The sequence below is a fragment of the Amycolatopsis acidiphila genome, from assembly GCF_021391495.1.
Taxonomy (GTDB): Bacteria; Actinomycetota; Actinomycetes; order Mycobacteriales; family Pseudonocardiaceae; genus Amycolatopsis_E; species Amycolatopsis_E acidiphila.
The window spans coordinates 6,362,220-6,383,936 of record NZ_CP090063.1 but is presented as its reverse complement, the minus strand read 5'-3'; the positions used below and the strand labels follow the sequence as shown (position 1 = coordinate 6,383,936).

Genomic DNA, 21,717 nt, shown 5'->3' with positions numbered 1-21,717 from the left:
GCGTCAGGCGCGCAGCCCGTCGCAGACGACGGCGATCGCCGCGGGGGTGGCGCGGGCCATGCACGCCGTCATCAGGGCCTTCACGTCCAGGTAGTCCACATCGGACCGCACCGCGCCCGCCCGCTGCGCCCGGGCGAGCAGGGCGCGGACGCGACCGGAGACGTCGAAGCCCGCGCGCTCGCCGAGCACGTCCAGGTCGTACCCCGCGCCCGCGACCGCTTCCGCCAGGCCGCGGTTCGAGGCGCCCTCGTGGATGAGCGCGGTGAAGAACGTGAAGAACGCCGTGGCCGGGTCCTCTTGTGCCAGCGAATCCGCCCGCACGGACAGCTCTTCCATCCGAGTCAGCAGGATCGCGGCGAACAGGTCCTCCTTCGCCGGGAAGTGCCTGCTGACCGTGCCCGTGCCCACCCCCGCCCGGCGCGCGATCTCGTGCACCGGCACGGACAGGCCCTCGGCCGCGAACACCTCGGCCGCGACCTCCAGCACCCGCGTGCGGTTGCGCCGTGCGTCGGCCCGCAACGGTCGTTCTTCGGCCATGCCTCTCCTCGACAACCGGGATGGTCGTCCCGTATCGTGACAGAAGCGGGACGCTGGTCCCGATTCTAGGAGGTTCCCATGAGTCCACAGCTTTGGACCGCCGATGACGTGCCCAGCCAGCACGGCCGCGTCGCGGTGGTCACCGGTGCGAACACCGGACTGGGCTTCCAGGTCGCGTCGGTCCTCGCCCGCAGTGGTGCCGAGGTCGTGCTCGCCTGCCGCGACCCCACCAAGGCCGCGGCCGCCGCGGAGCGCATCCGGGCCGCGACGCCGGACGCGACAGTCACGACGTTGCAGGTGGATCTCACGTCGCAGGAGTCCGTCCGGCGTGCGGCAGGACAGCTCGCGTACGACCGGATCGACCTGCTCGTCAACAACGCGGGCGGGTTCCGGGCGCATCGTGAGCTCACCGAGGACGGCTTCGAATCGACCTTCGCCGCCAACCACCTCGGGCCGTTCGCCTTGACCGGGCTGCTCCTCGGCCGCCTGCTGCGGGCCGAGAACTCGCGCGTCGTGACGGTCAGCAGCGTCGCCCACCGCCGCGGCCGCATCGACTTCGACGACCTGCAGTCCGAACACGAGTTCCGCAGCGGCAAGGTCTACGCCCAATCGAAGCTGGCGAACCTGATGTTCAGCTACGCCCTGCAGCGCAGGCTGGCGGTCGCGGGCGCGAGCACCGTCGCGGTCGCCGCCCATCCGGGCAACGCGCGCACCGGGTTGGGCCGTGAACTGAACCCGTTCGCCCGGTTCCTGCTGGGGCCACACGCGAAAGCGCTTACTTCCTGGTTCCTCCAGCAACCGGAGATCGCCGCACTGGCCATGGTGCGTGCCGCAACGGATCCCGAGGCTCGTGGTCGGGACCTCTACGGCCCGTCCGGGCCCTGGCAGTTCACCGGGCATCCGGTGCGGGTCGAACCCGATGCCCGGGCGCACGACACGGACGCGCAGGAGCGGCTGTGGCAGGCGTCCGAGCGGCTGACCGGCGTCACCTACCAGTTCACGCGTACAGCCAATCGGTGTGACTGTACACATCGGACAGAGATGTCATGAGCTCGTTGCGCAACAACCGGCCCACGCCGTCGATGTGCCAGATGTCGCCCCAGGTCCGGGCGGTGCGCTGAACCCGGGCGGTGCGCGGGGCGCGCCCGGCGTTGAACGCCGCGAGCGCGGTGTCCCAGTCCGGCGTGTCGCCGGTCTTGGCGACCTCGGCCGCGAGCGTGTGCGCGTCCTCGATCGCCTGGCACGCACCCTGCGCGAGGTACTGCAGCATCGGGTGCGCGGCGTCGCCGGTGAGCACCAGCCTGCCGGAAACCCAGTCCCGCACCGGAAGCCGGTCGTACATCGGCCACCGGCGGTCGCGCCACAGCGACGACAGCGACCGCCGGACGTGCTCGCTGCAGCTCGCGAACGCCTCTTCCAGCTCCTGCGGCCCACCCCATTCGATCTCGCCGCGCGCGAAGCCGGGGCTGGCGAACACCGCGACCTGGTTGACCATCTCGCCGCGCCGCAACCCGTACTGCACGAGGTGGCAGCGCGGCCCGATCCAGGCGATCACGTCGTCGAGGGAGACCTCGGTCGGCATGTCCGCCAGCGGGATCGCGCCCCGGTAGGCGACGTAGCCCGAGCAGATCGGCTCGTCGTCCGCCACGGCGCGGCGCAGCTTCGAGGTCAGCCCGTCCGCGGCGACGGCGATCCGGCTTTCGAAGACCGTGCCGTCGGCACAGTAGGTGAACGCGGTGTCCTCGGTGCTGTCCACGCGCTCGACCGTGCGGCCCGTCTCCAGCCGCACGCCCGCACGACGGCAGGCGTCGACGAGGATGCGGTGCAGGTCGCTGCGGTGCACCACGATGTAGGGCGCGTGGTAGCGCTCCTGGAAGCCGCCGGTGAGGTCGGCGTGCACGAGTTCGTCGCCGCTCACCGCGTCGGCGAGCACCAGCCGCCGGGGGAGCACGCCCGCCTGCGTCACCTCGTCGAGCAGGCCCCATTCGCGCAGGATCCGGGTCGCGTTCGGGGCGAGTTGCAGGCCCGCGCCGACCTCGCCGAACTCCGCCGACCGTTCCAGCAGCCGGACCTCGTGCCCGGCGGTCGCGAGCGCGTACGCCGCGGAAAGGCCGCCGATGCCGCCGCCCGCCACCAGCACGTCCGTGGTCATGGTTTCCGTCCTTCCGGGAGTTCAGAGCCAGCGGGCGAGATCGGGTCCGTCGAGCCCGCCGCGGCCGGCGAGCCAGCGGCACAGCTCGGCGGCGCTCCCGCGCACGAGGGCCGGTTCCGCGCCCGCGACCTCGATGTGCCAGCCGTCCTCGCGGTCCGACGCTTCGAGTACCAGCGCGGGCCCCTGGTCACGGCGTTCGCGCAGCGTGGCGATGTCGGTGATCAGCGCGTCGAGCAGCTCGGCGGGGAAATCCTCGAACGTGACGCCGGTGCCCAGGTCGACCAGGTGGATCCACACCTCACGGACGCGCAGCCACGGGATCTCCGTCGCCGGGACCAGCCTCCCCTGTGCGGTGCGGACTCCCGCGTCCCACCTCGTCAGCTCGGCGAGGTCGGCGCGCAGCCGCTCGTCGGTCTCGCGCACCAGGGCGCGCAGCCGGTCCGCGGACAGCTTCGCGCCCTGTTCGATCTCCGCGTCGCGGGCTTCGGGGCTTTCGTACATCGGCGTTTCCTCGCCCGTGCGCGCCCAGTGCACGAGCCGGGAGAGCGCTTTCGCGTTGTAGCCCACGTGCGCGACCAGGTGCCCGGTCGTCCAGCCCGGCAACGTGCCCGGTTCGCTGAAAGCGCTGTCCGGAACGGCGGCGAGCTGGTCGAGGAAGAGCCGGGCCCCTTCCTCGACCCAGGCGAGCCGGTGCGCCGGCCGCGTCATCGCTTAGCCCTGGCGGTGTTCACCAGTTCGCCGATACCGGTGATCCGGGTGGTCAGCACGCTGCCGTCGGCGAGGTAGCGCGGCGGTGTGCGGGCATGGCCCACCCCGCCGGGCGTGCCGGTCGCGATCACGTCGCCCGGGCGCAGCGTGATGATCCGCGAGATGTAGGAGACCAGCTCCGGCGGGTCGAACACGAGGTCCGAGGTACTGGCCTTCTGCACCGGCTCGCCGTCGACCTCGCAGGTCAGCTCCAGGTCGGACGGCAGCTCGTCGGGGGTGACCAGCACCGGGCCGAGCGGGGTGGTGGCCTCGAACGTCTTGCCCTGCAACCATTCCTTCGTGCGGTACTGGTAGTCGCGCGCGGTCACGTCGTTGAGCACCGAGTAGCCTGCGATCGCCGCCGTGGCCTGCTCGCGGTCGGCGTCGCGCACGGCCGTGCCGATGACGACGGCCAGCTCGGCCTCCCAGTCGATCGCGTCCGAGACCGCGGGCAGCGCGATGTCGTCACGGGCGCCGATCAGGGCGTCGGAGAACTTCGCGAACAGCGTCGGGTACCGCGGCAGCTCGCGGCCCATCTCCAGGATGTGGTTGCGGTAGTTCAGCCCGACGCAGAAGATCTTGCCGGGGTCGGGCACCACCGGTGCATAGTCCACGGTGGACAAGTCATGGGTGCGCCCGGAAGCGCTTTCCGCCCGGCTGCGCCAGCCGGGGTCGCCGAGCAGTTCGCGCACGTCGCGGGCTCCTGTTTCGACCGCGACGTCGGCGTCCACCCGCACCGCCGCATGACCGCCGTCGACGCGGATCGTGGCCAGCTTCATCGGGTGGTCTCCTCGCGGTACTGGTGCAGGCGTACGAAGATCGGGGTGTCGGCGAAGCGGAACAGGTCGAGCCGCGTCCGCGCGCGCACGGTCACCGGCACCCACGACGGCACGACGAACAGGTCGCCGCGGCCGAGCCGGATCTCCTTCTCGCCCAGGGTCACCTCGCCCTCGCCGTCGAAGACCTGCCACACGGCGGAGCCGACCTCGCGCTTCGTCGCGGTCTCGGCGCCTTCGCGCAACCGGTGGAACTCGGCGCGGATCGTCGGCATGACGTCGCCGCCGGTGGTCGGGTTGGTGAACCGGACCGCCGCGTGCCCCGGCCCGGCGACACCGGGGTGCCCCTCGTCCTCCAGCGCCAGCTGGTCGTTCAGCGCGCGATCCGTGTGCTCCCAGCGGTAGGCCGCGATCGGCGAGCTCGGCCGGGCGTCCGAACCGGACAGTGGGCGCAACCCGGGGTGGGCCCACAGGCGCTCGGACCGCGAGACGTCCGGCGTGCTCCAGTCGGTCACCTTGTCGGAGCCGAACTCGAAGAAGCCGGTGTCGGTGTAGTGCACCAGCGGGATGTCCAGGCCGTCGAGCCAGGCCATCGGCTGGTCGGTCTCGTTGTGGTGACCGTGGAAGTGCCAGCCGGGGGTGAGCAGGAAGTCGCCGCGCCGCATGGCCACCGGGTCGCCGTTGACGACGGTCCACACGCCTTCGCCCTCGACGACGAAGCGGAACGCGTTCTGGCTGTGCCGGTGTTCCGGCGCGACCTCGTTCGGGCCGAGGTACTGGATGGCGGTCCACAGCGTCGGCGTGGTGTAGGGGTGTCCGGCGAGCCCGGGGTTGGCCAGCGCGATCGCGCGGCGCTCACCACCGCGGCCGACCGGCACCAGGGCGCCCGCGCGCTCGGCCAGGGGCAGCAGCGTGTCCCACTTCCACACGTGGGGCAGTGCCTTCGACGTGGGCGACATCGGCATCAGCTCGCCGGTCTGCGTCCACAGTGGAATCATGTGCTCGGCGTCGAAGTCCTTGTAGAGCCGCGCCAGTGCGGCCTCGTCCACGTCCATGCCTTCGAATGTAGGAAGTGTTCTTCTCGGTGGGAATACAATTCTGCTATGAAGAACAAGCCCCCGTACGCGCTCGACTCGGTGGACAACGCCCTGCGGCTGATCCAGCTGCTGCGCGACCAGGGCAGGCTGCGGGTCACCGAGGCGGCGGCGGAGCTGGGCGTCGGGCGGTCCACCGCGCACCGGCTGCTCGCGATGCTCGTCTACCGCGGCTTCGCCGAGCAGGACGACAGCCACGGCTACCTGCCCGGCCCGTCGCTCACCGCGGCGACCCCGCTCGCCGGTGACCTGCAGCAGCTGCGGGCCACGGCCATGCCGGCGATGGAGCGGCTGTGCGAGCGCGCCGAGGAGACGGTGAACCTGGTGGTGCGCGTCGGCACGCAGACGCGGTTCGTGGCGAGTGTCGAGTCCAACCAGATCCTGCACGTCGGGGACCGGCGCGGCACGATCCTCCCGGCGGCCAGGACCTCCGGCGGCAAGGCGCTGCTCGCGCAGCTCAGGCCGGGCGAGGTCGCGATGTTGTACGGGATCGGCTCGACGGAGCCCGCCCTGGCCGGCGCCGAGTGGGCCGAGCTGGCGAGCGAGCTGAAGCTGGTCCGCCGCCGCGGGTACGCGACGAACCCCGAGGGCACCGAGGCGGGGCTGCACGCGATCGGGATGCCGGTGCGCGACAAGGCGGGCGAATGCGTCGCCGCGTTGTCGATCGCGATGCCCAGCGCTCGCTACTCCGGACAGCGGGTCACCGCGCTGGTGCGGGAGCTGCGCGCGGCGGTGGACGCCATCGAGCACGCGTGACTACTGTCGAGAACGTAGGTTCTCCGGTAGAAGGTGAAGATGGATCGCGAAACCGCGCAGGTGAAGCTGCTCGACGCGGCCGAGGAGCTGTTCTACGCCCGTGGCATCCAGACCGTGGGCATGGATGACATCCGCAGCACGTCGGGCGTCTCGCTGAAACGTCTCTACCAGGTGTTTCCCGCCAAGGAGCAGCTGGTCGAAGCCTATCTCGACCGCCGTGACACCCGCTGGCGCGCTCGGCTGGCCGAGCACGTCGACACCTACGAGGGCCCGGAGCGCCGCCTGCTCGCCGTCTTCGACTGGCTCGAGCTGTGGTTCGGCGAGCCGGGCTTCCGCGGCTGCGCGTGGATCAACTCCTACGGCGAGCTCGGCGGCGTCTCCGAGGGCATCCGGCGGCAGGCCCGCCACCACAAGGAGGCGTTCCGGGCCTATTTGGGCGAACTGGCCGCCGCTGCGGGCCTGCCCGCGGAACTGGCCGGCCACCTGCTTCTTCTCGCCGAAGGGGCCATGGTCACGGCCGGGATCTTCGGCCGGACGGAGCCCGCCCGGCAGGCCCGGACGGCCGCCGCCACGCTCATCGAGGCGGCCCGGCGCAACTAGGCCGTGTTCCTGAGACCTCCCATCACGCCGCGGGCCGAGGGCCACAGCAGCTCGTGGGAGCGACGGCCCACGGCGACGTCGACGATCCGCAGCTGGGAGGTCACGCCGGCGGCAGCCGGTGTGCAGGACGAAGTCTCTGGTCGCATCGCTGTTCCCCGCGTACGGTGTGACCAGGGGATATGTCTTCACGAGCGGGAGGGCGCCTGCGATGCGATCGATGTGGAAGGGATCCGTTTCGTTCGGGCTGGTCACGATTCCGATCCAGCTCTACGCGGCGACGGAGAACAAGAACGTCTCGCTCCGGCAGGTCCACGTAACCGACGGCAGCCGCATCCAGTACAAGCGGTTCTGTTCGACCGAGGGTGTCGAAGTGCCCTACGCGGAGATCGCCAAGGGCTACGAGCTCGACGACGGCGAGATGGTGGTGCTCACCGACGCCGACCTCGAAGCGTTGCCGCTGTCCAGCTCGAACGTCATCGACGTGCTCGAGTTCGTGCCGCTGGAGGCCATCGACCCGCTGCACTACGACCGGCACTACTACCTCGAGCCGCAGAAGATGGCGGTGAAGCCGTACGTGCTGCTGCGCGACGCGCTGCAGAAGTCCCAGAACGTCGCGATCGCCAAGGTCGCCCTCCGCCAGCGTGAGTCGCTCGCGCTGCTGCGGGTGCACGCGGACGTCATGGTGATGACCACGATGCTCTGGCCCGACGAGGTGCGCACCCCGGACTTCCCGTTCCTGCACGAGGACCTGCCGCAGATCCGGCCCCAGGAGCTGACCATGGCGGGCTCGCTCATCGACTCGCTCACCGAGCCGGTGTTCGACCCGGACAAGTACTCCGACAGGTACCGCGAGGCGCTCGAAGCCCTGATCGAGGCGAAGGTCGAGGGCAAGGACACCACCAAGCCCGCCAAGAAGACCGCGAAGTCCGAGGTGGTGGACCTGATGACGGCGCTGGAGGCGAGCGTCTCGCAGGCCAAGAAGTCCCGCAAACCGGCCGCGACGCGCAAGGTGCCCGCCAAGAAGCCCGCCGCGACCAGGCGTTCCCCGAAAAGTGCCTGAAGTCTCGGCGACACGCCGGGGTCCCCTCCCCGGATCATTCCCGTCCGGGTGATACCAAAGGTGCATGGAGTGCCCTAGCTGCGTCACCGAACTGGACCACTGTCACGGCACGCTGGTCCTGCACGAGGACGAGTTCGTGGAGTGCACCGAGCCCGGTTGCCGCGACCTCGACCGGGTGCGCCACACGCTGACCGTCAGCTGCACCGAGGTCGACGGCGAGTGCCTGTGCACGGCCACGCTGGTCGTCGAGGAGTACGCGCACGCCTCCTGAGGAGTCAGCGGGCGAACTCGCGTAGCGCGGCGGTGACCTCGGCGTACGTCATCCGCCGCGCGGCTTCGACCGCCGGTTCGCCGACCTGTGTGCGCACGCGGGCCGCGTCGGGATCGCCCGACAGTGGCGTCCCCCGCAATGCTTCCGCCATGCCGAGGAGCTGAGCCGCCCACCCGCTGTCGCCATCGAGCAGGGCCAGGCCCGCCGCACCGGCCGTCGCGGCGACGAGATCCGACCGGAGCTGGTTGTCGAGGGCGATCCTGATGGCCTCCCGGTGCCGGCTCCTGGCCTCGTCGAGCGCGCCCTCCGCCTGGGAGATCCGGCCGAGCGCCGTCAGCACGTGCGAGCGGGCGTTCGCGGCCTGCCACCCGGCCACGCATTCGCCCAGCGCCTGCTCGCACCACCGCCGCGCCTCGCCGAGGTCGCCCCGCTGCCGGGCCAGCTCGCCGAGTCCCAGGTGGGCCATCGCCAGCGTCGCGGGAACACCCGCGCGACGGGCCAGCTCCTCCGACTTCGCGTAGTCCGCCGCGGCGGTCGCCGGATCGGTGGTCCGGAGCCGGTCCGCCCGCCGGTACCACAGCTCGGCCAGCTCCTCGACGGCGCCGAGCTGCCCGACCAGCTCGATGGCCTCGTCGATGAGCGCGAGCGAGCGCTCGTGCTCACCGCGCAGTTCGGTGAGCGCCGCCAGCCCGTCGAGCACCTGCGCGACGCCCCACCGGTCGCCGACGGAGCGGAAGGTCTCCAGCGAGACCAGGAACTCCCGTTCGGCGGCGGTGGGGTCGCCGTCGAGGAGTTCGAGGTAGCTCAGCGAGAAATGCGCCAGCGCCCGGAACCACGGGTCCTCGCTCGCCGCGAACCGGCGGGCCAGCGGGGTCAGCGGCGCGCCGGGCACGGGTGGACCGGTGAACAGCGCCCACGCGACGACGAGCTGCGGCAGGCGGATCGGTGCGTCGAGGGTGTTCATGATCGTCTCGGCACGCCGCAGCTGACCCTCCACTTCGGACGGGCCGGCGGTGAGCACGGTGAGCACGTACTCCTCCTCGAAGCCCACCGGGGTCTCCGTGCCCAGCGCGGCGAGCAACCGCGCTGCCAGCGGCTGCACCTCGCTGAGCAGGCCCCGCAGCCGCCAGTACGTCGACAGCGCGCCGACGAGCCGCAGCGCCAGGTGCGGATCGGCGTCGACCGCCCGGTGGACCGCGGCCTGCAGGTTGGCGTGCTCGGCGGTCAGCCGGGCCAGCCAGGTCAGCTGGTCGGCGCCGCGCAGACGAGGGTCCGCAGTGGTGGCGAGGTCGAGGAAGTAGGCGGCGTGCACGCGGGAGAACCGCTCGCGCTCGCCGGCTTCGTCGAGCCGCTCCAAACTGTAGGCGCGAATGGTGTCCAGCATCCGGAACCGGCCGTTCGACGCCTCCAGCAAGGACTTCTCGGCGAGACCCGTCAGCAGCTCCTCGGCGTCCACATCGGACACCGCGGCCGCGGACCCGGCCGTCACGCCGCCGGTGAAGACGGCCAGACGGCGCAGCAATCGCTGTTCGGGTTCGCTGAGCAGGTCCCAGCTCCACTCGACGACCGCGCGCAGGGTCTGGTGGCGGGGCGCTGCGGTCCGGCTGCCGCGGGAGAGCAGCCGGAACCGGTCGCCGAGCCGGCTTTCCAGCTGGGCGGGCGGAATCGTGCGCAGCCGGGCGGCCGCCAGCTCGATCGCGAGCGGCAGCCCGTCGAGCGCGGCGCAGATCCGCTGGACCACCTCGTCGTCGAGAGCCACGTCCGGGGCGACGGCTGCGGCGCGCTCGGTGAACAGCCGCACCGCCGGCCCGGGTGGCAGCGGCGGCAGCGGGCACAGGACCTCACCGGTGATGCCCAGCGGCTCCCGGCTCGTCGCCAGCACGCGCAGCCCCGGACAGCTCGCGAGCAGCCGGTGCACCAGCGCCGCCGCGTCCTCGACGACGTGCTCGCAGTTGTCGAAGACGAGCAGCATCCGGCGATCGGTCAGCGCGGACACGATCCGGTCGGTGGGGCCGGCCGGGCCCGTCGCGGCGAACAGCCCTGCCTCACGAAGCCCGAGTGCGCTGAGAACCGCTTGCGGCACTTCGGTTCCGCCGCGCAGTGGCGCCAAGTCGACAAAGGGGGTCTCGCCGTTGTCGTGGCCGCTCGCCTCGATCGCGAGCCTGGTCTTGCCCGCGCCGCCGGGGCCGGTGAGCGTCACCAGCCGGGCCTTCGCGAGCAGTTCGCCGATGCGCGCGAGCTCCTCGTCCCGCCCGACGAAGCTGGTGAGCTGAGCCGGCACACGCTGTGCCCGCACGGGTTCCGCGCGCAGCACCGCCATGTGCGCGGCCGCGAGGACGGGTGCGGGATCGGCGCCGAGCTCGTCGGCGAGGGTGCGGCGCACGTCCTCGAACACGGTGAGCGCCTCGGCCGGGCGGCCCGCGCCGCTGAGTGCGCGCATCAGCAGGGCGTGCACCCGCTCGCGCAGCGGATACGCCTGGGCGAGGTCCCGCAGTTCGTCGACCAGACCGGTGGCCTCGCCGAGCGCGAGCCGGGCTTCCGCGTGGTCCTCGGCCGCCGAGACCCGCAGCTCTTCCAGCCGCGCCCGCTGCGGTTCGGCGAACGGCGCGTCGACATCGGCCAGCGCCGGGCCGCGCCAGAGCGCGAGTGCCTCCCCGAGGGACTCACCTGCCTCGCGCACCAGCCTGGTGAACCGGTGGACGTCGACCTCGTCGGGGTCCGCGCGCAGCAGGTACCCGGCCGGGCGCAGCTCGACGAGGTCGCCGCCGAGCTTGCGGCGCAGCCTCGACACCTGGGCCTGCAGCGCGTTCGCGGCCTCCTTCGGCGGCTGGTCGCCGTACAGGCCGTCGATCAGCCGGTCGGTGCCGACCACGCGGCCCGCGTCGAGCAGGAGCAACGCGAGCAGCGCGCGGGGCCGCGGGCCGCCGACGGGAAGCGGGTTCCCATCGGCGTCGCGGACCAGCGTCGGGCCCAGGATGCCGAACCTCATGTCACCACGTTGAGCAGTGGCTCGCCCTTCGCGAAGCGGGCCAGCTGCTCCTCGACCAGGCGCTTCGCCCTTGGGTAGAACGAGTCCGAGCCACCCGCGACATGCGGGGTGATGATCGCGCCATCGAGGGTCCACAGCGGATGGTCGGCAGGCAGCGGCTCGGGGTCCACGACGTCGAGCGCGGCCCGCACCCTGCCCTCGGCGACGGCGGTGGTGAGCGCGCCGGTGTCGATCGCGCTGCCGCGGCCGACGTTGACCACCAGTGCGCCTTCGGGCAGCGCGGCGAGCTCCTGCGACCCGATCACCCCGCGCGTCCGCGGGGTCTCGGGCAGCACGAGGACCACGATGTCGGCGGACGGCAGCAGGTCCGGCAGCTCGTCGATCCCGTGCACCCCGTCGCGGGCCCGGCTCGCGACCGGCACGACCTCGGCCTCGCCGGCCTGCAGGTACCGCTCGATCGCCTTGCCGATCGAGCCGTAGCCGACCAGCAGGACCCGGCAGTCCGCGAGCGAGCGGGTGTGCTCGCGGGCCCACGAGCCGGTGGCCTGCTGGCGGAACCAGCGCGGCAGGAAACGCTGCGCGGCGAGGATGAGCGCGAGCGCGTGCTCGGCGACGCTCAGGTCGTGCAGGCCACGCCCGTTCGCCAGCCGCACACCGTCGGGGATGAGGGGGAGCAGGCCGTCCACGCCCGCGGAGAGCGCCTGGACCGCCTTCAGCGACGGGAGCCGGGGAATCAGCTTCGGCGGTTCCGGCCCGCTGTCGTAGGGCAGCACGTAGAGCTCGACGTCGTCGAGGTCCGGTGGCGGTGCGCCCTGCCCGTCGTAGTACGCGGCGGTCAGTTCGGCCGGCACCGCGAGATCGGACCAGGGCAGCAGTACTCGAGCTGTCATGTCCCCATTCAACCGCGCACCCGTAAACCGGGTGGAGCGGCGGAGCGGGGGTTGACTACGCTGGACCGGTCGTCTATCGGCGCCCGTGCGCTACCCCGAGGAGTACCCCAAGTGATCACCAGGATGTCGTCGCTGTTCCTTCGCACCCTGCGTGAGGACCCGGCGGACGCCGAAGTGCCCAGCCACCGGCTGCTGGTGCGCGCCGGCTACGTCCGCCGCGTGGCCCCGGGCGGTTACTCCTGGCTGCCGCTGGGCCTGCGGGTGCTGCGCAACATCGAGACGGTGGTGCGCGAGGAGATGGACGCGATGGGCGCGCAGGAGATCCAGTTCCCCGCGCTGCTGCCCCGCGAGCCGTACGAGAAGACCGGCCGCTGGACCGAGTACGGCGACAGCGTGTTCCGGCTCAAGGACCGCAAGGGCGCCGACTACCTGCTCGGCCCCACGCACGAGGAGCTGTTCGCGCTCACCGTGAAGGGCGAGTACAGCTCGTACAAGGACTTCCCGGTCGCGCTGTACCAGATCCAGACCAAGTACCGCGACGAGGCGCGGCCGCGGGCCGGCGTCCTGCGCGGGCGCGAGTTCGTCATGAAGGACTCCTACTCCTTCGACCTCGACGACGAGGGGCTGGCGCGGTCCTACCAGCAGCACCGCGACGCCTACATCAAGATCTTCGACCGGCTCGGCCTGGAGTACGTGATCGTCTCCGCGACGTCCGGCGCGATGGGCGGTTCGGCGTCCGAGGAGTTCCTCGCCGTCGCCGAGACGGGTGAGGACACCTACGTCCGCAGCACCGATTCGGGTTACGCCGCGAACGTCGAGGCCGTGGTGACGCCGGCGCCGCCCGCCCGTGCGCTCGAGGGCCTGCCCGAGGCGCAGGTGCACCACACGCCCGGCACGCCGACCATCGCGACGCTGGTCGAGTACCTCAACACCAAGACCGACCTCGGCCGCACCTTCACCGCCGCGGACACGCTCAAGAACGTGATGGTGAAGATCCGGCAGCCGGGTGCGAAGGAGTGGGAGATCCTCGGCATCGGCGTCCCGGGCGATCGCGAGGTCGACCAGAAACGGCTGGAAGCCTCGCTCGAGCCCGCCGAGGTCGCCCTGCTCGACGAGGCCGACTTCACCGCGAACCCGTTCCTCGTCAAGGGCTACATCGGCCCGAAGTCGTTGCAGGACAACGGGGTCCGCTACCTCGTCGACCCGCGCGTCGTCACTGGCACCGCCTGGGTGACCGGGGCGGACAAGGCCGACCACCACGTCGTCGACCTGGTCGCGGGCCGGGACTTCACCCCCGACGGCACGATCGAGGCCGCCGAGGTCCGCGAGGGCGACGCCTCGCCCGACGGCCACGGCACGCTGGTCGCGGCACGCGGGATCGAGATCGGGCACATCTTCCAGCTGGGCCGCAAGTACACCAACGCGTTCGAGGTGGACGCGCTCGGCCCGGACTCGAAGCCGATCCGCATCACGATGGGCTCCTACGGAGTCGGCGTGTCCCGGCTGGTCGGCGTGATCGCCGAGCAGTACCACGACGAGCTGGGCCTGGTCTGGCCGCGTGCGGTGGCGCCGGCGGACGTGCACGTCGTGATCGCCGGCAAGGACGAGTCCGTCGCCGCGGGTGCGGAGAAGCTGGCCGCCGACCTGGACGCCGCCGGGGTGCGGGTCCTGCTCGACGACCGCAAGGCCACGCCGGGCGTGAAGTTCGCCGACGCCGAGCTGATCGGCGTGCCGACGATCCTCGTGGTCGGCCGCGGCCTGGCCAAGGGCGTCGTGGAGGTCAAGGACCGCGCGTCCGGTGACCGCCAGGACGTCCCGGTCGACGAGGTGGTCGCCCACCTGGTGAAGCTCGTCCGCGGCTGAGCTCAGCCCAGCACCGCGTCGAGCACCGCCTGGGTGTCCGACAGGTCGGTGAACACGACGTGCGCCCCCGCTGCGCGCAACGTCGAGGCGTCGAAGCGACCCGTCGCCACGCCCACGGCCACCGCGCCGTGGGCGAGGGCGGCGTCGATGTCGTGCGGGGTGTCGCCGATGACGACCACCGCGTCCCACGCGAACGGGCTGTGCCGGGCGCTCGCCTGCTCGACGGCGTGCGCGACCAGGTCCGGCCGGTAGGCGGAGAGCGAGCCGTAGCCGCCGATCTCGAAGTCCAGGTGTTCGTGCAGGTCGAACGCCGAAAGCTTGTGCCAGGCGACCTCGCGCAGGTTGCCGGTGACCAGTGACTGCACGGCGTGCTCCTGCGCGGCCAGCCCGGCCAGTGCCGCCGCCGCGCCCGGCAGTGCGAGGCCGCGCTGCGTCAGCGTCGGCACGGCCTGTTCGGACGCCAGCACCAGGCCCGCCCACACCTTCCGCACGGTCTCCTCGTCCGGCTCGATGCCGTGCAGGGTCAACAGCTCCGACGTGATCGCCAGCTCGGTGCGCCCGAAGAACGGCGGCATCCCCGTCATCGCGACGCCGACGACCTCCGAGAGCACCTGGGTGTACCAGTCGCGGCCCGCGCCCCGCAGGTCGATGAGGGTCTGGTCGATGTCCCACAGCACCAGTCGCTTGTCCACGAACCGGACCTTACCGCCAGCACTATTCAACAGGCGTTGACTTCCTGTCGGACCGAGGCTTACCGTGGTGAAATTCAACGGACGAAGAATAGTTGGAGGACGTCATGAAGCTGGCCTCCCTCGCGGCGCTGGCCGGTGCCGTGATCGCGATCTTGCTCGGCCTGATGACGGTCGGCGTCCAGGCGACGGTGAGCCCGCACGGCCTGCCCGTCGCGGTCACCGCGCCGCCGCAGCTGCGCGCCGCCGCGGCGCACATCGCCACCCAGGGCGGTGGCGCGCTCGCCTGGCGGGTCACCGGCCCGGACGAGGCGCGGAAACTGCTGGACGACAAGGAGGTCTACGGGATCCTCGAGCTCGGTCAGCCCAACAGGGTCGTCGTCTCGGATGCGGTCAACCCCAGCGGCGCCCAGTTCGTGCAGCAGATCCTGACGACAGCCGCCGCGCCGGCGCAGGTCGAGACCGTGCATCCGGCGAGCGTGGCCGGCCGGACCGCACCACTGGCCGTGAGCATCCTGGCCTGGCTGGGGTCGCTCGCCGCGGGCGGCGCGCTGCTCGCGGCGGCCCGGCGCAACGAGCGCGGGCTCACCGTCGGCGCGCGGCTGACCCGGGTGCTCGCCAGCGGGGTGCTGATGACCGCCGTGCTGGCCGGGTTCCTGAAGCTGTGGGATTCGGGCCTGCCGATGGGCTGGTCCGTGCTGGGCTTCGTGTTCCTGGTCGCGACCGCGTTCGCCGCGATCCAGGGCGCGCTCCTGCGGTTGCTCGGGCTGGGCGGGCTGGCCGTGCTCGCCCCGCTGTACCTGCTCGCGCCCGCCGTCGCCGGGCAGGTGCCGGAGCTGCTGAACCCGGCGTACCGGGCGGCGCTGTGGTCGTGGACGCCGTTCCGGTTCTCCACCGAGGGCATGCGCAGCGTCCTGCAGGGCACGCCGCACGCGCCCGACGTGACGACCGCGCTGTGGGTGCTCGGCGTGCTCCTGGTCGTGGGCCTGGTTGTGGTGCTGTGGCCGGGCCGGGACGGGAACACGATCCCCGCGGCGAAGCTGCGACGGGGCGTGTTCGCGACCACTGCCGGGTAGCGCCCGCTCAGCCCGCGAGGAAGCTGAACCGGACCTTGCGGACCTGGTTGTCGACGTTGGTGTCCACCAGGCAGATCGACTGCCAGGTGCCGAGCGCGAGCGTGCCGTCCAGGACGGGCACGCTCGCGTACGGCGGGAGGAACGCGGGCAGCACGTGGTCCCGGCCGTGGCCGCGGCTGCCGTGCTGGTGGCGCCAGCGGTTGTCGCGGGGCAGCAGCTCGTCGAGCGCGGCGAGCAGGTCGTCGTCACTGCCCGCGCCGGTCTCCAGCACCGCGAGGCCGGCGGTGGCGTGCGGGACCCACACGTGCAGGAGGCCGTCACCGGCGCCTGCCTCGGCGAGGAAGGACTCCGCCTGCTTCGTCAGGTCGTGCACCGCGGCCTCGCGGCCGGTGCGGACCTCGATCTCTGTGGAGTGCATGCCTTCCACCGTATTACGACTCCAGGTAGCGCAGCACGGCGAGCACCCTGCGATTGTCCTCTTCGGACCGTGGCAGGCCGAGCTTGTCGAACAGCCGGGTCACGTACTTCTCCACCGAGCCGCCCGAGAGGTACAGCTTCGCGGCGATGGCGCCGTTCGAGCGCCCCTCCGCCATCAGCGCGAGCACCTCGCGCTCCCGTTCGGTCAGCCGGTCCAGCACCGCGGTCTTCCTGGTGGCGCCGAACAGCTGGCTCACCACCTCCGGGTCGAGCACGGTCTCCCCGGCGGCGACGCGCCTGAGCGCGTCGAGGAAGTCCGAGACGTCGGCGACCCGGTCCTTGAGCAGGTAGCCCACCCCGCCGGCGCGGTCGGCCAGCAGCTCCGCGGCGTAGGACGTCTCGACGTACTGCGAGAACAGCAGCACGGCCCTCGACCTGTCCTGCCGGCGCAGGTCCACCGCCGCGCGCAGGCCCTCGTCGGTGAACGACGGGGGCATCCGGATGTCCACAATGGACACGTCCGGCCGGTGCCCGAGCACCGCCCGCCGCAACGCGTCCGCGTCCTTGACCTCGGCGACCACCTCGTGTCCCCGCAGCGTCAGCAGCTCCACCAACCCGGCCCGCAGCACCGCCGAGTCCTCGGCCAGCACGATCCGCACCCTCAGCCCCCAGTCGGTATGTGCGCGGTGATCACCGTCGGACCACCCGCCGGACTCTCGATGTCCAGCCGGCCGTCCACGGTACCCACCCGCTCGGCCACCCCGGCCAGCCCGCCACCCGGCGCGATCCACGCGCCGCCCGCGCCCTCGTCGGACACGGTGAGCCGGACCGACTTCCGGGCCACGGCCAGCTCGACGTGCACGACCGGCGCACCGCCGTGCTTGACGGCGTTGGTCAGCAGCTCGGCCGCGCTGAAGTACAGCAGCGTCTCGGTCGCCGGGGACAGCCGTTCCGGCAGCTCCACCCGCAGCCGCACGTCCACGGCACTGCGAGCGGCGAGCGTCGTCAGCGCGACCTCCAGGCCCGCGTCGAGCGCGGGCGGCCGGATGCCGCGGGCGAGGTCACGCAGCTCGGTCAGCGCCTGTTTCGCGTCGCCGTGCGCGGCGGTGACCAGCTTGCGCAGCACGACCGGATCGGCTTCGCCGCCTTCGAGCTCGTCCCGTGCCATGCCGAGCTTCATCGCCAGCGCGACGAGCTGCGCCTGCGCCCCGTCGTGCAGGTCCCGCTCGATGCGGCGCAACCGGGTGGTGGCGTCCTCGAGCGCGCTCGCCCGGCTCTGTTCGAGGTCACGCACCCGCTCGGTCAGCGTCGTGGGCCCCAGCAGGCTGAACACGAGCACGCGGTCCAGGCTCGTCAGCGCGTGCAGCACCGGTGGCAGGGCCAGCAGGAGCGCCGCGCCGATCACCGCGATCGGCAGGGACATCGGCCAGATGGGGGTCTGCACGTCCAGCAGCGGGACCAGCCGGCCGTCGGTCCCGGACCAGTAGAGCGGGTAGGCGAAGCCGCCGAGGCCGTACATGAGCAGCGGGACGGTGATGCCGAGGCCCAGCAGCGACAGCGGCAGCCGGACCAGCAGATAGCCGAGCGTGCGCCAGGCCACCCGGTCGCCGACCCGCGCCTTCAGCCAGTTCCACAGGCCCGGCCGCAGCCGCGGCGGCAGCGGCTCGGCGACGTTCGCGGTCAGCAGGACCCGGGCGAACCGCCGGTGCACCGCGCCGAGCTTCCGCAGCGCGAGGAGCACCCCGGTCACCAGCAGCAGGCCCAGTCCCAGTGGCGACAGCCCGAACCCCAGCGCCAGGACGACGACGAGCACCACGACGCAGACCAGGGTCGGCGGGAAGCTCAGCAGCACCCAGGCCAGCTCGCCCCGGAACTCCCGCCCGAGCGGGGCGGCGGCGAGCCGGGCCAGGATGCTGTGCACGGTTTCAGCCTGCCTTGCGGGCACCCTCGCCGCCCACCGGGTTTCCCCTACCGTTTCCCACTCCTTGGTACCGGAAATAGCCAGGGGTGGTGGATCGCTTCAACCGGGAAAGGTCGTCCGGCGAAAGGATGAGGGCATGTCGCAGAGTCTCCGCCTCGCCGCCGCGCTCGATGGGGCCGGCTGGCACCCCGCGGCGTGGCGCGAACCGGACGCCCGGCCAGGGGAGCTGTTCACCGCCGGGTACTGGGTCGACCTCGCGGCCGAGGCCGAGCGCGGCCTGCTGGACTTCGTCACCATCGAGGACTCGCTCGCGCCGCAGACCGACCGGGCCGACCGGGTGCAGGGCCGGCTCGACGCGGTGCTGATCGCGTCCCGTGTCGCCCCGGCGACCCGCCACCTCGGGTTCGTGCCGACGGTCGTCGCCACGCACACCGAGCCGTTCCACATCTCGAAGGCGATCGCGACCCTCGACTACGTCAGCACGGGCCGGGCGGGTGTGCGGGTCCGGATCACGGCCCAGCAGCGCGACGCCGACCACTTCGGCCGCCGCCAGGTGCCCTCGCGCGAGGACCTGTTCGACGAGGCGGCGGACTACGTCGAGGTCGTGCGACGGCTGTGGGACAGCTGGGAGGACGACGCCGAGATCCGCGACGTCGCGACCGGCCGCTTCGTCGACCGGGACAAGCTGCACTACATCGACTTCGAAGGCCGCTTCTTCAGCGTCAAGGGCCCGTCGATCACGCCGCGCCCGCCGCAGGGCCAGCCGCCGGTCGCGGTCCTCGCGCACGTGCCCGTGACGTACCGGCTCGCCGAGCGCGGCGCCGACCTGGTGTTCGTGACCGAGCGGGACGCGCCGGTGGCCGGGCCGCTGGTGTTCACCGACCTGGTGGTGTTCCTCGACGAGACCGAGCAGGCGGCCCGCGACCGCAAGGCCCGGCTCGACGAGGTGGCCGGGGAGGAGTACACCTCCGACGCGGAGATCTTCGTCGGCACGCCCGCGCAGCTGGCGGAGCGGCTGCTCGACCGGCCCACGTTCGGGTTCCGCCTGCGGCCCGCCGCGATCCCGCACGACCTGACCGCGATCACCCGAGGGCTCGTGCCCGAGCTGCGGCAGCGCGGCGTGTTCCGCCGCGAGTACGAGGCGAGCACCCTGCGCGGGCTGCTCGGCCTGGACCGTCCGGCCAACCGTTACGCCGCCTGAGGAGCTGAAATGCCCAAGCAGATCCACCTGGCCGCGCACTTTCCCGGCGTCAACAACACGACCGTGTGGAGCGACCCGGCAGCGGGCAGCCACATCGAGTTCAGCTCGTTCGTCCGCCTCGCGCAGACGGCCGAACGCGCGAAGTTCGACTTCTTCTTCCTCGCCGAGGGGCTGCGGCTGCGCGAGCAGGGCGGCAAGATCTACGACCTCGACGTGGTCGGCAGGCCGGACACGTTCGCGGTGCTGGCGGCGCTCGCGGCGGTCACCGAGCGGCTCGGCCTGACGGGCACGATCAACTCCACGTTCAACGAGCCCTACGAGGTCGCGCGCCAGTTCGCGAGCCTCGACCACCTCTCGGCGGGGCGCGCCGGGTGGAACGTCGTGACGTCCTGGGACGCCTTCACGGGCGAGAACTTCCGGCGCGGCGGGTTCCTGCCGGAGGACCAGCGGTACGTGCGCGCGAAGCGGTTCCTGGAGACCGCGGCCGAGCTGTTCGACTCGTGGCGCGACGGGGACGTGGTGGCGGACAAGGCGTCCGGCCGGTTCGTCGCCCGCGACGACGTGGGCGCGTTCGAGCGGCACGACGAGCAGTTCGACATCTCCGGCCGGTTCACCGTGCCGCGAAGCCCGCAGGGGCGGCCGGTCATCCTGCAGGCCGGGGACTCCGAGGAGGGCCGCGAGTTCGCCGCGGCGACGGCCGACGCGATCTTCACCCGGCACGGCACGAAGGAGGCAGGCCAGGCGTTCTACGCCGACGTCAAGGGACGGCTGGCGAAGTACGGGCGCAAGCACTCGGATCTGGTCGTGCTGCCCGCGGCGACCTTCGTGCTCGGCGACACCGACGCCGAGGCCCACGAGCTCGCGGACGTGGTGCGGCGCCAGCAGGTGAGCGGGCAGACGGCGATCAGGTTCCTGGAACAGGTGTGGAACCGGGACCTGTCCGACTACGACCCGGACGGGCCGCTGCCCGACGTCGAACCGGTGACGGGTGAGCACACCATCGCCAAGGGCCGGGCGCAGACGCGGATGTACCGCGACCCGCTGGCGACGGCGAAGCAGTGGCGTGAGCTGGCCGAGGCGAAGAACCTGTCGATCCGGGAGCTGATGATCGAGGTAACCGGGCGGCAGAACTTCATCGGCTCGCCGTCGAGCGTGGCCGAGGCGATCAACGACCTGGTGCAGTCCGACGCGAGCGACGGGTTCATCCTCGTCCCGCACGTCACGCCCGGCGGGCTGGACCCGTTCGCGGACAAGGTGGTGCCGCTGCTGCAGGAACGCGGCGTCTTCCGCACCGACTACACCGGCCCCACCCTGCGCGACCACCTGGGCCTGGCGAGGCCGAGCTAGTCCACAGTGGACTGACGATCGTCGTCGGCCTGCGCGCGCTTCGACGCCTCGCGCATCTCGATGACCTCGGTGAGCCAGTCGCCGGTCTCCCTGGCGACGTCGCGCACCGCGCCGGTGATGATGGTCGCGATCTTGCCGATGTGCGTGGCCGCCGTCTCGGTCAGCACCTGCACCGTGTCCTTGCCCCGCTCGAACTGGCCCACCATGTGAAGTCCTTACGCCGCCTTCGGTTCCGCACCCAGCGTAGAGGGCTCCTCCGATTCCCGCTGCGGGGTAGGCGGCAGCGCGAGCTTCACGAGCTTCTTCGCCACCGAGAACAGCTGCTTGTGCAGCGGCCCGGTGTTGTACGGCAGGCCGTACTTCTCGCAGATCGCGCGCACCTCGGCCGCGATCTGCGGGTAGCGGCGGGCGGGGATGTCGGGGAACAGGTGGTGCTCGATCTGGTGGGACAGGTTGCCCGACATGATGTGGAACAGCTTGCCGCCGGTGATGTTCGCCGAGCCGAGGATCTGCCGCAGGTACCACTGCCCTCGGCTCTCGTTCTCGGTCTCCTCCTCGGTGAAGCTCTCCACGTCCGCCGGGAAGTGGCCGCAGAAGATGATCGAGAACGCCCACAGGTTGCGCGCGAGGTTGGCCGTCGCGTTGCCGGCGAACGTCAGCGGCGCGAGGGGGCCGGTGAGCAGCGGGAACAACACGTAGTCCTTGCCGACCTGGCGCGCGGCCTTGCGCAGCATCTTGCCGCGGACGTCCTTGGTGTCCGCCCAGGTCCGCTCGCCGCGCACGATCCGGTCGAACTCCAGGTCGTGCAGCATCACGCCCCACTGGAAGATGAACGCCAGCAGCGTCGCGTACACCGGGTTGCCCAGGTAGTACGGATGCCACTTCTGCGCCGGGTCGATCCGCAGGATGCCGTACCCGATGTCCCGGTCCTTGTCGAGGATGTTCGTGTAGGTGTGGTGCACGTAGTTGTGCGAGTGCCGCCAGTTCTCCGCCGGCGCCACGTTGTCCCACTCGAACTTCTGGGAGCTCAGCGCCGGGTCGCGGGTCCAGTCGTACTGGCCGTGCATGACGTTGTGGCCGATCTCCATGTTGTCGAGGATCTTCGAGACCGCCAGCGCCGTCACCGCGGCGGGCCACGCGGGCGGGAAGTACATCAGCGCCCGCCCGGCGACCTCCAGGCCGCGCTGGGTCTTGATGACGTTCTGGATGTAGTCGACGTCCTGCGCGCCGAGGTCGGCCACGATCCGCCTGCGGATCGCGTCCATCTCCCGGCCGAACTCCTCGATCTGTGCCGGCGTGAGCCGGTCCTGCAAACCGGTCATGGGCTTGTC

General features: G+C 71.8%; 23 protein-coding genes. 9 read left to right on the top strand and 14 right to left on the bottom strand.

The window, feature by feature from the left end; translation table 11 throughout:
* Positions 1-3: 3 nt before the first annotated feature.
* Entirely contained in the window at positions 4-537 is a 534-nt protein-coding gene (locus LWP59_RS31255) for a TetR/AcrR family transcriptional regulator (protein ID WP_144635107.1), read from the bottom strand.
* Positions 538-615: 78 nt separating this feature from the next.
* On the opposite strand from LWP59_RS31255, the gene LWP59_RS31250 reads away from it, so the two are divergent.
* Entirely contained in the window at positions 616-1,587 is a 972-nt protein-coding gene (locus LWP59_RS31250; protein WP_144635105.1) for an oxidoreductase, read from the top strand.
* Here LWP59_RS31250 and LWP59_RS31245 read toward each other — a convergent pair.
* The 4 genes from LWP59_RS31245 to LWP59_RS31230 are packed head-to-tail and all read right to left on the bottom strand — an operon-like array spanning position 1,535 to position 5,267.
* Positions 1,535-2,689: an FAD-dependent oxidoreductase gene (locus LWP59_RS31245; protein ID WP_144635102.1), complete on the bottom strand. Its 1,155-nt coding sequence runs from the start codon at positions 2,687-2,689 to the stop codon at positions 1,535-1,537. The two genes, LWP59_RS31250 and LWP59_RS31245, sit on opposite strands and share 53 nt — an antisense overlap.
* A gap of 21 nt (positions 2,690-2,710) precedes the next feature.
* Positions 2,711-3,397 (bottom strand): maleylpyruvate isomerase family mycothiol-dependent enzyme, encoded by a 687-nt coding sequence (locus LWP59_RS31240; protein ID WP_144635099.1) that lies wholly within the window; start codon positions 3,395-3,397, stop codon positions 2,711-2,713.
* Positions 3,394-4,215, bottom strand: coding sequence for a fumarylacetoacetate hydrolase family protein (locus tag LWP59_RS31235; protein WP_144635096.1), 822 nt, complete (start codon positions 4,213-4,215; stop codon positions 3,394-3,396). Before LWP59_RS31235 ends, LWP59_RS31240 begins: the two co-directional genes overlap by 4 nt.
* Positions 4,212-5,267, bottom strand: coding sequence for a cupin domain-containing protein (locus LWP59_RS31230; RefSeq protein WP_144635092.1), 1,056 nt, complete (start codon positions 5,265-5,267; stop codon positions 4,212-4,214). Before LWP59_RS31230 ends, LWP59_RS31235 begins: the two co-directional genes overlap by 4 nt.
* A 48-nt stretch (positions 5,268-5,315) precedes the next feature.
* Between LWP59_RS31230 and LWP59_RS31225 the strand changes: the two genes are divergently transcribed.
* Complete coding sequence (locus tag LWP59_RS31225) at positions 5,316-6,062, top strand: IclR family transcriptional regulator (RefSeq protein ID WP_144635089.1); 747 nt, start codon at positions 5,316-5,318, stop codon at positions 6,060-6,062.
* Between the two features lie 39 nt (positions 6,063-6,101).
* A complete protein-coding gene (locus LWP59_RS31220; protein ID WP_144635086.1) occupies positions 6,102-6,662 on the top strand; it encodes a TetR/AcrR family transcriptional regulator in 561 nt (186 codons plus the stop codon).
* Here LWP59_RS31220 and LWP59_RS31215 read toward each other — a convergent pair.
* Positions 6,659-6,808, bottom strand: coding sequence for a hypothetical protein (locus LWP59_RS31215; RefSeq protein ID WP_186383097.1), 150 nt, complete (start codon positions 6,806-6,808; stop codon positions 6,659-6,661). The two genes, LWP59_RS31220 and LWP59_RS31215, sit on opposite strands and share 4 nt — an antisense overlap.
* Before the next feature lie 62 nt (positions 6,809-6,870).
* On the opposite strand from LWP59_RS31215, the gene ku reads away from it, so the two are divergent.
* Both ku and LWP59_RS31205 read left to right on the top strand, forming a co-directional pair.
* Positions 6,871-7,722: a non-homologous end joining protein Ku gene (ku, locus tag LWP59_RS31210; protein ID WP_144635083.1), complete on the top strand. Its 852-nt coding sequence runs from the start codon at positions 6,871-6,873 to the stop codon at positions 7,720-7,722.
* 64 nt (positions 7,723-7,786) lie between these two features.
* Positions 7,787-7,993, top strand: a complete 207-nt coding sequence (locus LWP59_RS31205) for a hypothetical protein (RefSeq protein ID WP_144635075.1) — start codon at positions 7,787-7,789, stop codon at positions 7,991-7,993.
* A 4-nt stretch (positions 7,994-7,997) separates the two neighbouring features.
* Here the strand turns inward: LWP59_RS31205 and LWP59_RS31200 are convergent, their stop codons facing one another.
* Both LWP59_RS31200 and LWP59_RS31195 read right to left on the bottom strand, forming a co-directional pair.
* A complete protein-coding gene (locus LWP59_RS31200) occupies positions 7,998-10,982 on the bottom strand; it encodes a BTAD domain-containing putative transcriptional regulator (protein ID WP_144635072.1) in 2,985 nt (994 codons plus the stop codon).
* Positions 10,979-11,872: a 2-hydroxyacid dehydrogenase gene (locus LWP59_RS31195; RefSeq protein ID WP_144635069.1), complete on the bottom strand. Its 894-nt coding sequence runs from the start codon at positions 11,870-11,872 to the stop codon at positions 10,979-10,981. Before LWP59_RS31195 ends, LWP59_RS31200 begins: the two co-directional genes overlap by 4 nt.
* 111 nt (positions 11,873-11,983) lie before the next feature.
* Here LWP59_RS31195 and LWP59_RS31190 point away from each other — a divergent pair, with 111 nt between their 5' ends.
* Positions 11,984-13,735 (top strand): proline--tRNA ligase, encoded by a 1,752-nt coding sequence (locus LWP59_RS31190; protein WP_144635066.1) that lies wholly within the window; start codon positions 11,984-11,986, stop codon positions 13,733-13,735.
* 2 nt (positions 13,736-13,737) lie between these two features.
* Here LWP59_RS31190 and LWP59_RS31185 read toward each other — a convergent pair whose 3' ends face one another.
* Positions 13,738-14,427, bottom strand: coding sequence for an HAD family hydrolase (locus LWP59_RS31185; protein ID WP_229857791.1), 690 nt, complete (start codon positions 14,425-14,427; stop codon positions 13,738-13,740).
* 104 nt (positions 14,428-14,531) lie between these two features.
* On the opposite strand from LWP59_RS31185, the gene LWP59_RS31180 reads away from it, so the two are divergent.
* Entirely contained in the window at positions 14,532-15,500 is a 969-nt protein-coding gene (locus tag LWP59_RS31180; RefSeq protein WP_186383096.1) for an ABC transporter permease, read from the top strand.
* A gap of 7 nt (positions 15,501-15,507) precedes the next feature.
* Here LWP59_RS31180 and LWP59_RS31175 read toward each other — a convergent pair whose 3' ends face one another.
* The 3 genes from LWP59_RS31175 to LWP59_RS31165 are packed head-to-tail and all read right to left on the bottom strand — an operon-like array spanning position 15,508 to position 17,838.
* Positions 15,508-15,918 carry a secondary thiamine-phosphate synthase enzyme YjbQ gene (locus LWP59_RS31175; RefSeq protein ID WP_144635063.1) on the bottom strand — a complete coding sequence of 137 codons (411 nt, stop codon included), beginning with the start codon at positions 15,916-15,918 and terminating at the stop codon, positions 15,508-15,510.
* A gap of 13 nt (positions 15,919-15,931) precedes the next feature.
* On the bottom strand, positions 15,932-16,576 hold the full coding sequence (locus tag LWP59_RS31170) for a response regulator transcription factor (RefSeq protein ID WP_144635060.1): 645 nt from the start codon (positions 16,574-16,576) through the stop codon (positions 15,932-15,934).
* Positions 16,577-16,578: 2 nt separating this feature from the next.
* Positions 16,579-17,838, bottom strand: coding sequence for a sensor histidine kinase (locus tag LWP59_RS31165; protein WP_144635057.1), 1,260 nt, complete (start codon positions 17,836-17,838; stop codon positions 16,579-16,581).
* Between the two features lie 136 nt (positions 17,839-17,974).
* Here LWP59_RS31165 and LWP59_RS31160 point away from each other — a divergent pair, with 136 nt between their 5' ends.
* Entirely contained in the window at positions 17,975-19,039 is a 1,065-nt protein-coding gene (locus tag LWP59_RS31160; protein WP_144635054.1) for an LLM class flavin-dependent oxidoreductase, read from the top strand.
* Positions 19,040-19,048: 9 nt separating this feature from the next.
* Positions 19,049-20,386 (top strand): NtaA/DmoA family FMN-dependent monooxygenase, encoded by a 1,338-nt coding sequence (locus LWP59_RS31155; protein WP_144635051.1) that lies wholly within the window; start codon positions 19,049-19,051, stop codon positions 20,384-20,386.
* Here the strand turns inward: LWP59_RS31155 and LWP59_RS31150 are convergent.
* Positions 20,383-20,592, bottom strand: coding sequence for a hypothetical protein (locus LWP59_RS31150; protein WP_144635049.1), 210 nt, complete (start codon positions 20,590-20,592; stop codon positions 20,383-20,385). The two genes, LWP59_RS31155 and LWP59_RS31150, sit on opposite strands and share 4 nt — an antisense overlap.
* Before the next feature lie 9 nt (positions 20,593-20,601).
* The gene (locus LWP59_RS31145; RefSeq protein WP_144635046.1) at positions 20,602-21,708 is read right to left on the bottom strand and encodes a fatty acid desaturase family protein; all 1,107 of its coding nucleotides are present in this window, start codon (positions 21,706-21,708) and stop codon (positions 20,602-20,604) included.
* Positions 21,709-21,717: the final 9 nt, after the last annotated feature.

Coding starts and splice junctions, on each gene's coding strand:
- LWP59_RS31225 (WP_144635089.1), top strand. CDS start 5,316: ATGAAGAACAAGCCCCCGTACGCGCTCGACTCGGTGGACAACGCCCTG.
- LWP59_RS31155 (WP_144635051.1), top strand. CDS start 19,049: ATGCCCAAGCAGATCCACCTGGCCGCGCACTTTCCCGGCGTCAACAAC.
- LWP59_RS31255 (WP_144635107.1), bottom strand. CDS start 537: ATGGCCGAAGAACGACCGTTGCGGGCCGACGCACGGCGCAACCGCACG.
- LWP59_RS31240 (WP_144635099.1), bottom strand. CDS start 3,397: ATGACGCGGCCGGCGCACCGGCTCGCCTGGGTCGAGGAAGGGGCCCGG.
- LWP59_RS31200 (WP_144635072.1), bottom strand. CDS start 10,982: ATGAGGTTCGGCATCCTGGGCCCGACGCTGGTCCGCGACGCCGATGGG.
- ku (WP_144635083.1), top strand. CDS start 6,871: ATGCGATCGATGTGGAAGGGATCCGTTTCGTTCGGGCTGGTCACGATT.
- LWP59_RS31180 (WP_186383096.1), top strand. CDS start 14,532: ATGAAGCTGGCCTCCCTCGCGGCGCTGGCCGGTGCCGTGATCGCGATC.
- LWP59_RS31235 (WP_144635096.1), bottom strand. CDS start 4,215: ATGAAGCTGGCCACGATCCGCGTCGACGGCGGTCATGCGGCGGTGCGG.
- LWP59_RS31160 (WP_144635054.1), top strand. CDS start 17,975: ATGTCGCAGAGTCTCCGCCTCGCCGCCGCGCTCGATGGGGCCGGCTGG.
- LWP59_RS31145 (WP_144635046.1), bottom strand. CDS start 21,708: ATGACCGGTTTGCAGGACCGGCTCACGCCGGCACAGATCGAGGAGTTC.
- LWP59_RS31150 (WP_144635049.1), bottom strand. CDS start 20,592: ATGGTGGGCCAGTTCGAGCGGGGCAAGGACACGGTGCAGGTGCTGACC.
- LWP59_RS31220 (WP_144635086.1), top strand. CDS start 6,102: ATGGATCGCGAAACCGCGCAGGTGAAGCTGCTCGACGCGGCCGAGGAG.
- LWP59_RS31250 (WP_144635105.1), top strand. CDS start 616: ATGAGTCCACAGCTTTGGACCGCCGATGACGTGCCCAGCCAGCACGGC.
- LWP59_RS31215 (WP_186383097.1), bottom strand. CDS start 6,808: ATGCGACCAGAGACTTCGTCCTGCACACCGGCTGCCGCCGGCGTGACC.
- LWP59_RS31230 (WP_144635092.1), bottom strand. CDS start 5,267: ATGGACGTGGACGAGGCCGCACTGGCGCGGCTCTACAAGGACTTCGAC.
- LWP59_RS31245 (WP_144635102.1), bottom strand. CDS start 2,689: ATGACCACGGACGTGCTGGTGGCGGGCGGCGGCATCGGCGGCCTTTCC.
- LWP59_RS31205 (WP_144635075.1), top strand. CDS start 7,787: ATGGAGTGCCCTAGCTGCGTCACCGAACTGGACCACTGTCACGGCACG.
- LWP59_RS31175 (WP_144635063.1), bottom strand. CDS start 15,918: ATGCACTCCACAGAGATCGAGGTCCGCACCGGCCGCGAGGCCGCGGTG.
- LWP59_RS31195 (WP_144635069.1), bottom strand. CDS start 11,872: ATGACAGCTCGAGTACTGCTGCCCTGGTCCGATCTCGCGGTGCCGGCC.